We start from the raw sequence: 15,857 nt of genomic DNA on the forward strand, positions 1-15,857 counted from the left end.
GGCGCAGACACCGAACGGCCGCCCGCGCCGGTGTGGGCATGTCGAGTCGGCGAAACCCTTTAGAATGCCTGCAGCGAGGTCAGCGGTGACCAACTTCGAGAATTGAATGGAAGGTCACTGGATGACGCCTTTGCGTGGACGCAGATCGTGGCTGGCGGCCGCGATCGCCGCGGTTGCCGTGTTTGCCGTCGCCTGCGGTGGCAACCACGCGGCCGCGCCGGCGAAGGTGATCTTCGACAAGGGCACGCCCTTTGCCGACCTGCTGGTCCCCAAGCTCACGGCTTCGGTGACCGACGGCGCCGTCGGCGTGACGGTGGATGCGCCCGTGACGGTCAGCGTCGCCGACGGCGTGCTCGCGTCGGTCACCATGGTCAACGAAAACGGCAGGTCGATCAGCGGGAAGCTGAGCCCCGACGGGCTGCGCTGGTCCACCACCGAGCAGCTCGGCTACAACAGGCGCTACACGCTGAACGTCAAGGCGACCGGGCTGGGTGGCGCGGCCAGCAAGCAGATGACCTTCGCGACCAGCTCACCGGCCCACCTGACCATGCCGTACGTCAGTCCCGTCGACGGCGAGGTGGTGGGCATCGGCCAACCGGTGGCGATCCGCTTCGACGAGAACATCGCGGACCGGGCGGCGGCCCAGAAAGCTATCACCATCACCACGAACCCACCGGTGGAGGGTGCGTTCTACTGGCTCAACAATCGCGAAGTACGTTGGCGCCCAGAGCATTTCTGGAAGTCGGGAACGGCCATCGACGTGGCCGTCAACACCTACGGCGTGGATCTGGGCGACGGGATGTTCGGTGAGGACAACGTCAAGACGCACTTCACCATTGGCGACGAGGTGATTTCGACCGCCGACGACACCACGAAGACCGTGACCGTGCGGGTCAACGGTGAGGTCGTCAAGACCATGCCGACGTCGATGGGCAAGGACAGCACGCCAACGGCCAACGGCATCTACATCGTTGGCGCGCGGTTCAAACACATGATCATGGATTCGTCGACCTATGGGGTTCCGGTCAACTCGCCCAACGGATATCGCACCGAAGTCGACTGGGCCACCCAGATGTCCTACAGCGGAGTCTTTGTGCACTCCGCGCCGTGGTCGGTCGGCGCCCAGGGCCACACCAACACCAGCCACGGGTGCCTGAACGTCAGCCCCAGCAACGCCGAATGGTTCTACGACCACAGCAAGAGCGGTGACATCGTCGAGGTTGTGCACACGGTGGGCCCGACCTTGCCGGGCACCGAGGGGCTCGGCGACTGGAACGTCCCGTGGCCGGAGTGGAAAGCGGGCAACGCCAACACCTGACCGGCGCGGTCAGTCGATCTTGTGCCAGCTTCCGCAGCTTCTGGTCATGAACGCGGTATCTGTCGGCAGGATCCGAACTACCTGGGGGCCGTCGCCGACGTTGTTGTCGATGATGTCGTTGGTGTCGAAACTGCGCAGCCTCGCCCAATAACAGCCGTATTTGCCGCCATCGGTCCGATAGGTGCCCGCCGCGATGTCCTTGTTGACGATGTAGGTGCCGTTGGCCTCGATGGACGTCTTCGGGCCCGGTGGGGGCGGCGGGGCGACTGTCTTCGTCACCGTCTTGGTCTCAGCCGGCGGGGTCGATGTGACCGTCGTTGACGTGTGGCTCGAACCACCGCAGCCCGCGAGGAACAGCGCGACGGCCGCGATGGCCGCTCCCATCATGGGCGAGGCAAGACGTTGTCGATTCACTGCATTCCACTCACCGGTGCAACAGCGGTGCGCGGAGTCGCTAACACCGTAAAAGGTCAGGGAGCGGCGCTCCCTGACCAATGGGGTGAGTGACGGGACTCGAACCCGCGACATTCAGGATCACAACCTGACGCTCTACCAACTGAACTACACCCACCATGGCTGTGTGCCGACCCGCAGGCCTGCACGAGCAGCGACTGTAGATACTAGCGGCTCGTCGGCGCGCTGGCCGAATCGCTTGGTCCCGGTGCGTCTCGTCCACCGTCAAGGGAGGTGACCACCGCCTCGATTTCGCTGGTAGACGGGCCCGGTGGGGAGACGAACGCGGTGCGCCGATAGAACTGCAATTCGCGGATCGACTCATGGATGTCGGCCAGTGCGCGGTGGGCGAGCCCCTTGGTGGGCTGACCGAAGTAGATCCGCGGATACCAGCGGCGGCAGAGTTCTTTGATCGAGCTCACATCGATCATGCGGTAGTGCAGGTACGTGTCCAGCGCGGGCATGTCGCGCACGATGAACGCGCGGTCGGTGGCGATCGAGTTTCCGGCCAGCGGCGCCGTCTTGGGTTGCTTGACGTGTTGGCCGATGTAGTCCAGCACCATCGCCTCGGCGGTCGCCAGGTCGACGGCGGACGCCCGCACCTCGTCGATCAGCCCGGAGCGCGAATGCATTTCGGTCACCACGTCACCCATCGCCGAGAGGGCGGCGTCGTCGGCGTGGATCACCACGTCCACACCGTCGCCGAGGATGTTCAGATCGGCGTCGGTGACCAGGGCCGCGATCTCGATCAGCTTGTCCGAACCGAGATCGAGTCCGGTCATCTCGCAGTCGATCCACACCAATTCGTCACGCACAGCGCTCAGACTAGTGGCGATCGCAAGTGCGGCGGAGCCGGGCGCGGCGGGTCGCCACCATCAACACCCGTGGCGATCGCAAGCGCGGCGGAGCCGGGCGCGGCGGGTCGCCGTTGGGCCTCGCCCCCGGGTCCGCCCGAGAAGTAGGGTGAGCGTTGTCGAACTGCATGCCGAATCACTGGGGAAGAGGGGGCGCAGCACGATGAGCACCGATTCAGCCGCAACGCCGGCGAGCCGGATCGCGGACGGCTACGCCGTCGATGGCCAGGCACTGGAATTGGGCACCGTCGTGGTCGACGGCGCCGCCGATCCGACGGCGCAGATCCGCATTCCGCTGGCGACCGTGAACAGGCACGGGCTGGTGGCCGGCGCCACCGGAACCGGCAAGACCAAGACGCTGCAGCTGATCGCCGAACAGCTCAGCGCCGCGGGTGTACCCGTGCTGATGGCCGATGTGAAGGGCGACCTGTCCGGGTTGTCCGCACCGGGGAAGGGCGACGACAAAACCGCCGCACGTGCCCGCGACACGGGAGACGACTGGACTCCGACGGGCTTCCCGGTTGAGTTCCTGTCGCTGGGCACCGATGGGCTCGGCGTTCCGGTTCGGGCCACCGTCGACAGCTTCGGCCCGGTTCTGCTGTCAAAGGTGTTGGGGCTCAACGCCACTCAAGAGTCCACCCTGGGCCTGATCTTCCACTGGGCCAAGGAAAAGAATTACCAGCTGGTCACCCTGGCCAACCTGCGTGATGCCATCACTCACCTGACCAGCGACGAGGGCAAGGCCGACCTGAAATCCCTTGGCGGGGTGTCGTCCACGACGGCCGGCGTCATCCTGCGCGCGCTGGTGAACCTCGAGGGCGAGGGCGGCGACACGTTCTTCGGCGAGCCGAAGCTTGACCCGAACGATCTGCTGCGCGTCGAGGGCGGCCGCGGCATCATCTCGCTGCTGGAGTTCGGCGGACAGTCGTTGCGCCCGGTCATCTTCTCCACCTTCCTGATGTGGTTGCTGGCCGACCTGTTCACCGTCCTGGACGAGGTCGGCGACATCGACAAGCCCAAGCTGGTCTTCTTCTTCGACGAGGCGCACCTGTTGTTCGCCGACGCGTCCAAGGCCTTCCTCGAGCAGGTCGAGCAGACCGTCAAGTTGATCCGCTCGAAGGGCGTCGGGGTGTTTTTCTGCACCCAGTTGCCCACCGACCTGCCCAACGACGTGCTGTCCCAGTTGGGCGCGCGGATTCAGCACGCGCTGCGGGCGTTCACGCCCGACGACCAGAAGGCACTGTCCAAGACCGTGCGCACCTACCCGAAAACCGATGTCTACGACCTGGAGTCGGCGTTGACGTCGCTCGGGATCGGCGAGGCCGTCGTGACCGTGCTCTCCGAGAAGGGCTCGCCCACCCCGGTCGCGTGGACCCGCATGCGGGTGCCCCGCTCGCTGATGGCGTCGATCGGCAACGAGGCCATCGGGGCCGCGGCCAAAGACAGTCCGCTGCAGGCAAAGTACGGACACACGGCTGAGCCCCCGGCGCGACCCCAGCCGGCCCCCCAGGATCCGCAGGCGCCCCAAGCCCAGTCCGACTACCCGCCCGTCCCCGCGAACGAACCCGTCCCGCCGATGCCGGAGCCGGCGGAACCCAAGGGGGAAAAGGGGCCGTCGATGTGGGAGGAAGTGCTGCAGAACCCGACGGTGAAAAGCGGCATCAACACGGCGATACGCGAAGCGGTGAGAAGCATTTTCGGTGGCACCGGCGGTCGCCGCCGCCGAAAGTAGTGGGGTGCCTCCGTCGCCGTCGATCGCGGGCGTAACGCCACGGCGAAGAATCGCGCGGCAGATTCATACGGTCAATGCAATTTCCACGTTTGAGGAGGTTGCAGGTGTCAGTTGCTTATCCGCGTTCGATGCGGCGAGAGTTCTTTGATCGGGTGTGTGCAGGGGAATCATTGCGTGAAGCCGGCCGTCAGGTCGGTGTGTCGATCCAGACCGGATGGAGCTGGTGGCATGACGCTGGATCAATGCAATTACGAAGTGGTACGGGCTCTGATACCGGCCTTGCCGAACCAGGTGATCTGACCCGGCCGGGCGCGCGGGGACACCGGCTCAGTTTCGATGAACGCCTGGTGATTATGCGGGGTCTGGACAAGGGCCTCACCCAGGTCGAGATCGCCGACGAGCTCGACCGCGACGCCAGCGTCATCTCCCGTGAGCTCAAACGCAATCGCAATCCCGACGGGGATTACCACGCTGGTCTTGCCCATGCCCGCGCCGCCAAGAAAGCCAAGCGTCCCAAAGCATTCAAACTCCAAGACCGCGCGCTATGCGAGGCCATAGAGGACTGGATGGATCAGGGATGGAGTCCCAAACTGATCGCCGATGTCTTGGCGCGCGATCACCCCGATGACAGGCTGGCACGGGTGAGCCACGAAACCATCTACCAGTGCCTCTACGTCCAAACTCGTGGTCAACTGCGCGCCGACCTGAGTAAGCGTTTGTCGACGAAACGCGCGGCCCGCAAATCCCGGGACCACACCGAACGGCGGGGGAAATTCCACGATGTGTTCACCATCAGCGACCGGCCCGCCGAGGCCGCCGACCGCGCGGTGCCCGGCCACTGGGAAGGTGATCTGATCGTCGGCCCCAACAGCGCCATCGGCACCCTGGTCGAGCGGTCCACCCGCTTTACGATGCTGCTGCATTTGCCCGGCGATCACACCGCCGAGACGGTGGCCGGCGCGATGATCGAAGCGATGCGCCAGTTACCCGAACACCTTCGTCGATCAATCACCTGGGACCGTGGCAGCGAAATGGCCCGCTGGCGCGACATTCACCTGCAACTCAACACCCCGGTCTATTTCTGCAATCCGCACTCGCCCTGGCAACGCGGCACCAACGAAAACACCAACCGCCTCCTGCGCTTCTGGTTCGAAAAGGGCAGCGACCTCAGCGGTTACACCCCAGCAGACCTCAAACGCATCCAAGACACCCTCAACCGACGACCGCGCCCAACCCTTGACCTCGACACCCCCGCCCAACGCCTGGCCGCCCTCCTCGACCAAGCCGCCTAACAAAAATGCATTAGCCACTTGACTTTGAGCGCGCAAAACCGCCGCTGCGTTACGACCGTGAGCGGAGGGGCCGGCCCGAACCGTGAGCGGAGGGCCAGCACGACCGTGAGAGGAGGGCTGCCCAACCCGCCCCGCGCCTAGCCGCCGCCGAGCTTTTTGTAGAACGCGCCCACGATGGGCGCCACGATGGCGCGCGGGGCGTACCCGCTCGCCACCGACATGGCCTTGGACGTCAGTCCGGGAACGACGCGCATTTTGTTGCGGCCCAACGCATCCAGCGACACCCGGGCCGTGTGCTCCGTAGAGATCCACAGGAAGTCCGGCACCAGCCGCTCCACGATCGACGCTTCGGTGTCGGCGGGCAGGTCGGTGCGCACCGGGCCGGGCGCCAGCAGCGTCACGTTGACGCCGGACCCGCGCAACTCGCCGCGCAGCGATTCGGTGAAGGTATTCACGAACGCCTTGGTGGCCGCGTAGGTGGCGTTGTAGGGGATCGGCGAATTGCCCGCGGCCGAACCGGAAATCAGGATGCCGCCAGCCCTGCGCTCGACCATGCCGGGCAGCACCGCCAACGTAAGGTCATGCACCCCTAAGACATTCAGCTGCAATTGGGCCTTCTCGCCGGCCGGATCGAGCGTCGCCACCGGACCGAACGTCGCGGTGCCCGCATTGGCGCACAGGATCGAGATGGGGCGGGCGGCCAGCTCGTCGCACAGTTTCGCGCGGTCGCCCGGGTCGGCCAGGTCGGCGGGTCGCACGTCGACGGTGACGTGATACTGGTCGCTCAGGCGGGCGGCGAGATCCTTCAGCAGATCCTCGCGTCGCGCGGTGACGATCAGATTGTGTCCGCGGGCGGCGAGTTCGGTGGCCAGCGCTTCACCGATGTTCTGCGAAGCTCCGGTGACAACGGCGCGCGCCTCGGGGCTTGGAGCGGGTACCGGCATGCGCCAATCGTAGACAGCCGGCGAAACGCGATCCGCAGCCGATCGGTGGCGCCGCTAGAGTGCCGGGCATGAGTCAGCCGGAGTTGCGTTCCGCCGCCCCCGTGCGATCTCGCGTTGTGGCGTGGGCGCTGTGGGACTGCGGCTCGACCGGCCTGAACGCGATCGTGGCCACGTTCGTCTTCGCCGTGTATCTGACCAGCAGCGTCGGGGTGGGCATCGGGGGCAGCACCACCCCGGCGAGCTGGCTGGGCCGGGCCGCGGCCATCGCCGGGCTGACCGTCGCGATATTGGCGCCCGCGGTCGGTGTGTGGGTGGAGTCACCGCATCGCAGGCGGGTGGCCCTGAGCGTGCTGACGGCCGCGGCGGTGACGCTGACCGCCTCGATGTTCTTCATCCGCGACCGGCCCGGCTACCTGTGGGCGGGCCTGGTGCTGCTGGGGGCGACGGCGGCCTGCGGCGACTTGGCCAGCGTCCCGTACAACGCCATGCTGCGCCAGCTTTCGACACCGCAGACCGCCGGCCGGATATCCGGATTCGGCTGGGCGGCGGGCTACGGCGGCAGCGTCCTGCTGTTGCTGGTGATCTACACCGGATTCATCTCCGGATCGGGCTCGGGACCGGGCGCGACGCGTGGACTGCTGCGAATTCCCTTGCAGGACGGGCTTTATGTCCGCGAGGCGATGCTGGTGGCGGCGGCCTGGCTGGCGGTGTTCGCGCTGCCGTTGCTGTTCGTGGCGCAACGGCTGAGCGGGCCGGCCGAGCTGTATCAGCCCACGAGCATGCTGGGCGGTTACCGCAAGCTGTGGACCGAGGTTTCCGCGGAATGGCGCCGCGACCGCAACCTGGTGTACTTCCTGGTCGCCAGCGCGCTGTTCCGGGATGGGCTGGCGGCGATCTTTGCCTTCGGCGCGGTGCTCGGCGTGAACGTGTACGGCATCTCCCAGGCGGACGTGCTGATCTTCGGGGTGGCGGCGTGCGTCGTCGCCGCGGTGGGCGCCGTGCTGGGCGGGTTCGTCGACCACCGGGTCGGATCGAAGCCCGTCATCGTGGCCTCGCTGGCCGCGATCATCACCCTGGGACTGACCCTGATGGCGTCGTCCGGCCCGGCGGCCTTCTGGGTGTGCGGGCTGCTGCTGTGCATGTTCATCGGGCCGACGCAGTCGTCGTCGCGCGCCCTGCTGCTGCAGATGGCCAAACACGGCCGGGAAGGCGTCGCGTTCGGCCTCTACACCATGACCGGGCGGGCGGTAGCGTTCCTGGCGCCATGGCTGTTCTCGGTGTTCGTCGACGTGTTCGGCGCCGTGCGCGCCGGCCTGGGCGGGATTTCGCTGGTCTTGATCGCCGGGTTGGTGGCGATGCTGGTGGTCCGCGTCCCGCAGCGCGGGGTCCCGGTCACCGAAGCCGTGGCCGAGCCGTCGTAGGGCGCCTCAGCCCGATGGGCCGACCCGCTGCGCCCGGCGCATGCGCCGCGCTTGCGATCGGCACTAGCCCCGCGCGTCGCAGATCGTCAGCCCCCCGCCGACGCGCTTGCTCACCTGAACCCCGTTAACGGTGACGGTGCAGGTGACGCTGTGCCCGATGTTGACGATCGTGACGTTGGCCGGGTGCGCCGCCGACTTCGCCAGGCTGACCTGCTTGCTCCACGGCAGCTCGACGTTGAATTCGGTCTGGATGAGGTCGCCGGTGTCGATGTACATGATGCTGATCGCGCGGCCTTCGCCCGTGACGGTGTAGACGACGTCTTGCATTGCCGCCGGACCCGTCGTCGAGGTGGGCAGCTCGGGGCCGCTCGTCGGGGGTATCGGCGCCGGGATGAGGGTCGGCGACTTACGCGCCGACGGGGTCGGGCTCTCCGGCGTCGTTTCTGGCATCGCCGGCAACGGCGGAACGGCGGTCTGGGTCTTGATCGCGTCGTTGGCGAGCGCCAGCGCAATCACCAAGGCGACGACCAGCAGCACCGCCGCGCCGGCGGCGATCCACAGCCAGCGCGGCGATTTCGGCCCCTCGGGAGGTGGGGGAGCCATGCCCCGCGAGTGCGGGTCGTCCGACGGCGGCAGCTCTTGCTGCCAATACGCCGGTAACCGCTTTGTCGTGTTCGTCTCGTTGGCGGTGGCCGCCCAGGGCGGCATCGTCCCGCCATAGGTGGGCGCGTACGGCGTCTGATCGGCGTACGCGGGGTCGGCGGGCGGCGCGTACCCGCGCTGTTGCGGCCCCGGTAGCGATGGACTAAACCGCTCGGTGGGACGTGAATCGTTCATGTCCACCTCATGGCTTGCAGGGTACCTGTGCGGGGCGCTGAAGCGCTTACTCACCTTGTGGCGGGGAGCTCAGGGGCACTGGTTTCCGGCCTCGAGCGCGGCGATCGTCATCGCCCGCATGACGGCGCGCGATCGTGCGGCGCCCGCGCCCTTGCTGCGCGACGTATCGGGGGATTTCATGCTGTGCGGCGTCGAATTCAGCAGGCCGAACACGGCGTGCGCGGTCAGCCGGGCGTCGGCCTCGGCCAGCTCGGGGCTCAGTTCGCGCAGGACCCCCACCCAGACCTCGACGTATTGACGCTGCGCCTTGCGCACCTGCTTCTCGGCCGCCCCGGGCAGGTACGCCAGGTCGCGATCCTGGATGCGGATCAGGTCGGGTTCGGTCAGGGCGAAGTCGAGGTGGAAGTCGATCAGGCCGTCCAGCGCGGCGGAAGCATCGGAGTTTCGGGCCCGCACCTGCCGGGCGCCGGCGAGCAGCCGGGTGCTGATGCCCACCAGCAATTCGACCAGAAGCGATTCCTTATTGGGGAAATGCCGGTAGATGGCGGGACCGCTGACGCCGGCCGCGGCGCCGATGTCCTCCAGTCGGACCGCGAGAAATCCACGCTCGGCGAACAGCCGCTCGGCGGCGGACAGCAGTTGTAGGCGGCGGTCGGATTTCAACTGGCTCCGACGATTTGGGGCCTCAGCGCCAGCGGCCTGGCCTTCGGAGGCAGACGTTGTCATGACGGACCTCCGTGTGGTGAATCGTCACCAACGTAGCACGAGTTATTCGCAATTAACTCGCGTTATTCGCCGGGCACGGTGCCCCCTGGACCGGCAACGCCGGCAATGGTATTCTCAGGCACCGAGTTAATGACCATTAACTCAAAAGCTGGCCCGCCCGACGGCAAGGAGGCTGCTGCGGCGATGGACAAGGTGATGACCTCGCCCGCGAAGGCTCCCGAGGCGTCGTTCGCCGATGAGCACCGCCGGCTAGTCGGCGAGCTGAACACCAGGCTGGCCGCGGCCGCGCTCGGCGGAAACGAGCGCGCACGGGAACGTCACGTCAGCCGCGGGAAGCTGTTGCCGCGCGAACGGGTGGACCGCCTACTCGACCCCGGCAGCCCGTTCTTGGAGCTCTCACCGCTGGCCGCCGACGGCATGTACGACGACGAATCTCCCGGCGCCGGCATCATCACCGGGATCGGCCGGGTGTCGGAGCGCGAGTGCGTGATCGTCGCCAACGACGCGACGGTCAAGGGCGGCACCTACTACCCGATGACGGTCAAGAAGCACCTGCGCGCGCAGGAGGTGGCGCTGCAGAACCGGCTGCCGTGCATCTACCTGGTGGACTCCGGCGGGGCCTTCCTGCCGCGCCAGGACGAGGTCTTTCCGGACCGCGAGCACTTCGGCCGCATCTTTTTCAACCAGGCGACCATGAGCGCCAAGGGAATTCCGCAAGTCGCCGCGGTGCTGGGTTCGTGCACCGCGGGCGGCGCCTACGTGCCGGCGATGAGCGATGAGGCCGTCATCGTGCGCGAGCAGGGCACGATCTTTTTGGGCGGCCCGCCGCTGGTCAAGGCGGCGACCGGCGAGATCGTGTCGGCTGAGGAGCTCGGCGGCGGCGACCTGCACTCCCGGGTGTCCGGTGTCACCGACCACCTCGCCGACGACGACGAACATGCGTTGCGGATCGTCCGCTCGATCGCGGCCACCTTCGGCCCGCGCGAGCCCAGCCCGTGGCAGGTGCGATCCCCGGTCCCGCCGCCGTGCGCGCAGACGGAGCTCTACGACGTGGTGCCGCCGGACCCGCGGGTGCCCTACGACGTGCATGAGGTCATCGTGCGCCTGGTCGACGGCGGCGAATTCAGCGAATTCAAGGCCAACTACGGCAAGACCCTGGTGACCGCGTTCGCCCACATCCACGGCCACCCGGTGGGGATCGTGGCCAACAACGGGGTGCTCTTCAGCGAATCCGCTTTGAAGGGAGCGCATTTCATCGAATTGTGCGACAAGCGCAAGATCCCGCTGCTGTTCCTGCAGAACATCGCCGGGTTCATGGTCGGCCGGGACTATGAGGCCGGCGGCATCGCCAAGCATGGCGCCAAGATGGTCACCGCCGTCGCCTGCGCCCGGGTGCCCAAACTGACCGTGGTGATCGGCGGATCCTATGGGGCCGGCAACTATTCGATGTGCGGACGGGCGTACTCGCCGCGGTTCTTGTGGATGTGGCCCAACGCCCGGATCTCGGTGATGGGCGGCGAGCAGGCCGCCTCGGTGCTGGCCACCGTGCGCGGTGAGCAGCTCAGCGCGGCGGGCAAACCGTGGTCGGCCGACGAGGAAGAGGCGTTCAAGGCGCCCATCCGCGGGCAGTACGAGGACCAGGGCAACCCATACTATTCGACGGCCCGGCTGTGGGATGACGGGATCATCGACCCGGCCGACACGAGAACATTTGTCGGGCTTGCCCTTTCGGTGTGCGCCCAAGCACCGTTGGAACCCGTCTCCTACGGCGTCTTCCGGATGTGAGTGCAGTGTTCGAGACAGTATTAGTGGCCAACCGCGGCGAGATCGCCGTGCGGGTGATCCGGACGCTGCGCCGCCTGGGCATCCGTTCGGTGGCCGTCTACAGCGATCCCGACGCCGGCGCGCGGCACGTCCTCGAGGCCGACGAGGCCGTCCGATTGGGACCGGCCGCGGCGCGCGAGAGCTACCTGAGCATCGACAAGGTCGTCGACGCGGCCGTGCGCACCGGCTCTCAGGCGATCCACCCGGGGTACGGATTCCTCTCCGAGAACGCCGATTTCGCCGCGGCCTGCGAGCGGTCCGGTGTCGTGTTTCTCGGGCCTCCCGCGCAGGCGATTCAGGTGATGGGCGACAAGATCACCGCGAAGAACGCGGTTGCCGCCTTCGACGTTCCGGTGGTTCCCGGCGTGGCCAAACCGGGGCTGAGCGACGACGCGCTGGTCGCGGCCGCCGACGAGGTCGGATACCCCGTCTTGATCAAGCCCTCGGCGGGCGGCGGCGGCAAGGGCATGCGCCTGGTCGAGGAGCCGGCGAAGCTGCGCGAGGCGCTGGTCAGCGCCCGGCGCGAGGCCGCCTCCGCGTTCGGCGACGACACGCTGTTTCTGGAACGGTTTGTGTTGCGCCCCAGGCACATCGAGGTGCAGGTGCTCGCCGACACGCACGGCAACGTCGTGCACCTCGGCGAGCGGGAGTGCAGCCTGCAGCGACGCCATCAGAAGGTCATCGAGGAGGCACCCTCGCCGCTGCTCGACGAGGCCACCCGGGCGCGCATCGGGGCGGCCGCCTGCAACACCGCGCGCAGCGTCGACTACGTCGGCGCGGGCACGGTCGAGTTCATCGTCTCCGCCGAGCGTCCCGACGAGTTCTTCTTCATGGAGATGAACACCCGCCTGCAGGTGGAGCATCCGGTCACCGAGGCCGTCACCGGGCTGGACCTGGTGGAGTGGCAACTGCGCGTCGCCGCCGGCGAGAAGCTGACGTTCGCCCAGGACGACATCGAACTGCACGGGCACGCGATCGAGGCGCGGGTGTACGCCGAGGATCCGGCGCGCGGATTCCTGCCCACCGGAGGCCGGGTGCTGCGGGTCTTCGAACCCTCCGGCGACGGCGTGCGGGTCGACTCGTCGCTGCTGCCCGGCACGCTGGTCGGCAGCGACTACGACCCGATGCTGAGCAAGGTGATCGCCCACGGGGCCGACCGGGACGAGGCGCTGGCGACACTCGACCGGGCGCTGAGCCAAACCGCGATCCTGGGCGTGCAAACCAACATCGAATTTCTGCGGTTCCTGCTCGCCGACGAGCGGGTACGCGCCGGCGACCTGGACACCGCCCTGCTGGACGAGCGGTTGGCGGACTTCGCGCCGCTGCCGGCCCCCGACGACGTGCTCGCGGCGGCCGGCCTCTATCGGCAATCGGCCCTGGCGTCCCGGGCGCGCCACTTCGCCGGCAATCCCTGGGCGGCGCCCACGGGATGGCGCGTGGGCGGCAGCGCGGCGCCGGTTCGCACCGACATGCGCACCCCGCTGCGCAGCGAGACCGTGTCCGTGTGGGGGCTTCCCGAGTCCGCCACGGTGCAGGTCGGCGACGGGGAAACCTATTCGGCCGCTGTGCAAGTCGAGCCGGCACGGATGAGCGCGGTGATCGACGGCCTGCGCCGCGACTACCGGTGGGCCGAAGCCGACCGGCACCTGTGGATCGCCGACGAGCGGGGCACCTGGCACCTGCGCGAGGCCGAGGAGAACAAGATCCATCGCGCCGTGGGCGCGCAGCGGGCCGAGATCCTCAGTCCGATGCCGGGCAGCGTGATCGCCGTCCAAACCCCCTCCGGCACCGAGGTTTCCGAAGGCGACGTGGTGGTCGTCATCGAGGCGATGAAGATGGAACACTCGCTGGCCGCACCCGTTTCCGGGCAGGTGGAGGTGCTGGTCTCCGTGGGTGATCAGGTGACCGTGGATCAGGTGCTGGCCCGGCTGATCCCGGAAGAAGAAAGCAAGGACGAGACATGACCACATCCATAACCGCGGGGACCCTCCCCAAGGAATACGAGGACCTTCGCGACACGGTCGCCGAGTTCGCGCGCACCGTGGTGGCCCCGGTGTCGGCCAAACACGATGAGGAGCACAGCTTTCCGTACGAGGTCGTCGCGAAGATGGGGGAGATGGGCCTGTTTGGCCTGCCGTTCCCCGAGGAGTACGGCGGCATGGGCGGCGACTACTTCGCGCTGTCGCTGGCGCTCGAGGAACTCGGCAAGGTCGACCAGTCGGTGGCGATCACGCTCGAGGCCGGTGTGGGTTTGGGCTCGATGCCCATCTACCGGTTCGGTACCGAGGAGCAGAAGACCAGGTGGTTGCCGGACCTGACTGCCGGCCGGGCGCTGGCCGGCTTCGGGCTCACCGAGCCCGGCGCGGGCTCCGACGCGGGTGCGACGCGCACCACCGCGCGGCTCGAGGGCGGTGAGTGGGTGATCAACGGCAGCAAGCAGTTCATCACCAACTCGGGCACTGACATCACCTCGCTGGTCACCGTCACCGCCGTCACCGGCAGCGTCGGGGGAGACAAGAAAGAGATCTCGACGATCATCGTGCCCAGCGGCACACCGGGTTTCACCGTCGAACCGGTCTACAGCAAGGTGGGCTGGAACGCGTCGGACACTCATCCGCTGAGCTTCGCCGACGCCCGGGTCCCGGAGGAGAACCTGCTGGGCGAGCGTGGCCGGGGGTATGCGAATTTCCTGTCGATCCTGGACGAGGGCCGCATCGCGATCGCCGCGCTGGCGACGGGGGCGGCGCAGGGCTGCGTCGACGAGAGCGTCAAGTATTCCAAGGAACGCCAGTCGTTCGGCCAGCCGATCGGCTCGTACCAGGCGATCAGCTTCAAGATCGCGCGAATGGAAGCGCGTGCCCATGTCGCCCGCACGGCGTATTACGATGCCGCTGCAAAGATGTTGGCGGGCAAGCCCTTCAAGAAGGAGGCGGCCATCGCGAAGATGATCGCGTCGGAAGCGGCGATGGACAACGCCCGCGACGCCACGCAGATCCACGGAGGGTATGGCTTCATGAACGAGTATCCGGTGGCGCGTCACTACCGCGACAGCAAGATCCTCGAAATCGGTGAGGGCACCACCGAGGTGCAACTGATGCTCATCGCGCGATCGCTCGGACTGTCATGACGGACGGCAAGTCGATTGTCCAGCGCGGCTTGTGGTTTGAAGAGTTCGAGATCGGCACCACCTACCTGCACCGCCCCGGCCGTACGGTCACCGAAGCCGACAACGTCTTGTTCACCACGCTGACCATGAACACCCAGTCGCTGCACCTCGACGCCGCCTGGGCGGCCGAGCAGCCGGGCTTTCGGGGCGAGCGCCTGGTGAACTCCATGTTCACCCTCTCCACCGTGGTCGGACTGTCGGTGTCGCAACTGACGCTCGGCACCATCGTGGCCAATCTCGGCTTCTCCGAGGTGTCCTTCCCCAAACCCGTCTTCCACGGCGACACCCTGTACGCCGAAACCGTGTGCACGGCCAAGCGGGAATCGAAGAGCCGGCCCGGCGAGGGCATCGTCACCCTCGAGCACACCGGACGCAACCAGCACGGCGACGTCGTCGCGCGCGCCGCGCGCACCACGCTGGTCCAGAAGCGCCCGTCCAACCAGGAGGCCAAGTGAACCTGCACGCCGCCGGCCCCGGATGGCTGTTCTGCCCGGCCGACCGGCCCGAACGTTTCGCGAAGGCCGCCGCCGCGGCCGACGTGGTGATCCTCGACCTCGAGGACGGGGTGGCCGAGGCGGACAAGCCCGCCGCCCGCAAGGCGTTGCAGGAGACGCCGCTGGACCCCGAGCGCACCGTCGTGCGCATCAACGCCGCCGACACCGACGAATACCCCCGCGACCTCGAGGCCCTGTCCGCGACCGCCTACACCACGGTGATGCTGTCCAAGACGGAATCGGCGGCGCAGGTGGAAGCGTTGGCGCCCCGCGACGTCATCGCGCTGCTGGAGACGCCGCGCGGCGCGGTCTTCGCCACCGAAATCGCGGCGGTCCGGGGCACGGTTGCGCTGATGTGGGGCGCCGAGGACCTGGTCGCCACGCTCGGTGGTAGCTCCAGCCGCCGGGCCGACGGCACGTACCGGGACGTCGCCCACCATGTGCGGTCGACGGCGCTGCTCAACGCGTCCGCCTTCGGCCGGGTGGCGCTCGACGCGGTCCACCTCGACATCCGCGACCTCGACGGCTTGCGGGCCGAGGCCGAGGACGCCGTCGCGCTGGGGTTCGGCGGGACCGTGTGTATCCACCCGAGCCAGATCCCGGTGGTGCGCGAGGCGTATCGCCCCAGCGAGGACCGGCTGGACTGGGCGCGACGGGTGCTGGCGGCCGCGCGCAACGAGCGCGGGGTCTTCGCCTTCGAAGGACAGATGGTCGACTCACCGGTGCTCAAGCACGCGCAGATGACGTTGCGCAGGGCGGGTGAGACCGTCCCGGGCTGACCGTTTCATGGCTTTCC

General features: G+C 67.6%; 14 protein-coding genes and 1 tRNA gene. 9 read left to right on the forward strand and 6 right to left on the reverse strand.

Annotated elements, in window-relative coordinates; translation table 11 throughout:
• Positions 1–106: 106 nt before the first annotated feature.
• Positions 107–1,318 (forward strand): Ig-like domain-containing protein, encoded by a 1,212-nt coding sequence (locus tag W7S_RS07340; RefSeq protein WP_014711121.1) that lies wholly within the window; start codon positions 107–109, stop codon positions 1,316–1,318.
• A 9-nt stretch (positions 1,319–1,327) separates the two neighbouring features.
• Here the strand turns inward: W7S_RS07340 and W7S_RS07345 are convergent, their stop codons facing one another.
• The 3 genes from W7S_RS07345 to orn all read right to left on the reverse strand — a co-directional run bounded on the left by W7S_RS07345 (position 1,328) and on the right by orn (position 2,586).
• Entirely contained in the window at positions 1,328–1,705 is a 378-nt protein-coding gene (locus tag W7S_RS07345) for a hypothetical protein (protein ID WP_008255094.1), read from the reverse strand.
• 108 nt (positions 1,706–1,813) lie between these two features.
• A tRNA-His gene (locus W7S_RS07350) sits at positions 1,814–1,889 on the reverse strand.
• A 49-nt stretch (positions 1,890–1,938) separates the two neighbouring features.
• Positions 1,939–2,586: an oligoribonuclease gene (gene orn, locus W7S_RS07355; protein WP_008255097.1), complete on the reverse strand. Its 648-nt coding sequence runs from the start codon at positions 2,584–2,586 to the stop codon at positions 1,939–1,941.
• A 202-nt stretch (positions 2,587–2,788) separates the two neighbouring features.
• On the opposite strand from orn, the gene W7S_RS07360 reads away from it, so the two are divergent.
• Together W7S_RS07360 and W7S_RS07365 are read left to right on the forward strand one after the other, a co-directional pair.
• Positions 2,789–4,357 (forward strand): helicase HerA-like domain-containing protein, encoded by a 1,569-nt coding sequence (locus tag W7S_RS07360; protein ID WP_008255099.1) that lies wholly within the window; start codon positions 2,789–2,791, stop codon positions 4,355–4,357.
• A gap of 98 nt (positions 4,358–4,455) precedes the next feature.
• On the forward strand, positions 4,456–5,649 hold the full coding sequence (locus W7S_RS07365) for an IS30 family transposase (RefSeq protein ID WP_369751691.1): 1,194 nt from the start codon (positions 4,456–4,458) through the stop codon (positions 5,647–5,649).
• 137 nt (positions 5,650–5,786) lie between these two features.
• On the opposite strand, the gene cmrA is transcribed toward W7S_RS07365, so the two are convergent.
• On the reverse strand, positions 5,787–6,593 hold the full coding sequence (gene cmrA / locus W7S_RS07370) for a mycolate reductase (RefSeq protein ID WP_008255108.1): 807 nt from the start codon (positions 6,591–6,593) through the stop codon (positions 5,787–5,789).
• 68 nt (positions 6,594–6,661) lie between these two features.
• Here cmrA and W7S_RS07375 point away from each other — a divergent pair, with 68 nt between their 5' ends.
• Positions 6,662–8,014, forward strand: a complete 1,353-nt coding sequence (locus W7S_RS07375) for an MFS transporter (RefSeq protein WP_036428674.1) — start codon at positions 6,662–6,664, stop codon at positions 8,012–8,014.
• 63 nt (positions 8,015–8,077) lie between these two features.
• On the opposite strand, the gene W7S_RS07380 is transcribed toward W7S_RS07375, so the two are convergent.
• Positions 8,078–8,857: an MmpS family transport accessory protein gene (locus tag W7S_RS07380; RefSeq protein ID WP_020822085.1), complete on the reverse strand. Its 780-nt coding sequence runs from the start codon at positions 8,855–8,857 to the stop codon at positions 8,078–8,080.
• Between the two features lie 63 nt (positions 8,858–8,920).
• A complete protein-coding gene (locus tag W7S_RS07385) occupies positions 8,921–9,577 on the reverse strand; it encodes a TetR/AcrR family transcriptional regulator (RefSeq protein ID WP_008255115.1) in 657 nt (218 codons plus the stop codon).
• 195 nt (positions 9,578–9,772) lie between these two features.
• Between W7S_RS07385 and W7S_RS07390 the strand changes: the two genes are divergently transcribed.
• From W7S_RS07390 to W7S_RS07410, 5 genes are read left to right on the forward strand one after another with little or no spacing between them, the layout of a single operon-like run.
• Positions 9,773–11,362 carry a carboxyl transferase domain-containing protein gene (locus W7S_RS07390; RefSeq protein ID WP_008255118.1) on the forward strand — a complete coding sequence of 530 codons (1,590 nt, stop codon included), beginning with the start codon at positions 9,773–9,775 and terminating at the stop codon, positions 11,360–11,362.
• 5 nt (positions 11,363–11,367) lie between these two features.
• Entirely contained in the window at positions 11,368–13,365 is a 1,998-nt protein-coding gene (locus W7S_RS07395; protein WP_008255119.1) for an acetyl/propionyl/methylcrotonyl-CoA carboxylase subunit alpha, read from the forward strand.
• Positions 13,362–14,528, forward strand: a complete 1,167-nt coding sequence (locus W7S_RS07400; RefSeq protein ID WP_008255120.1) for an acyl-CoA dehydrogenase family protein — start codon at positions 13,362–13,364, stop codon at positions 14,526–14,528. The genes W7S_RS07395 and W7S_RS07400 overlap by 4 nt, the downstream gene beginning before the upstream one ends.
• Positions 14,525–15,022 carry a MaoC family dehydratase gene (locus W7S_RS07405; protein WP_008255121.1) on the forward strand — a complete coding sequence of 166 codons (498 nt, stop codon included), beginning with the start codon at positions 14,525–14,527 and terminating at the stop codon, positions 15,020–15,022. The genes W7S_RS07400 and W7S_RS07405 overlap by 4 nt, the downstream gene beginning before the upstream one ends.
• Positions 15,019–15,840, forward strand: coding sequence for a CoA ester lyase (locus W7S_RS07410; RefSeq protein ID WP_008255122.1), 822 nt, complete (start codon positions 15,019–15,021; stop codon positions 15,838–15,840). Before W7S_RS07405 ends, W7S_RS07410 begins: the two co-directional genes overlap by 4 nt.
• Positions 15,841–15,857 lie beyond the last annotated feature (17 nt).

This window comes from Mycobacterium sp. MOTT36Y (assembly GCF_000262165.1).
Taxonomy (GTDB): Bacteria; Actinomycetota; Actinomycetes; order Mycobacteriales; family Mycobacteriaceae; genus Mycobacterium; species Mycobacterium intracellulare.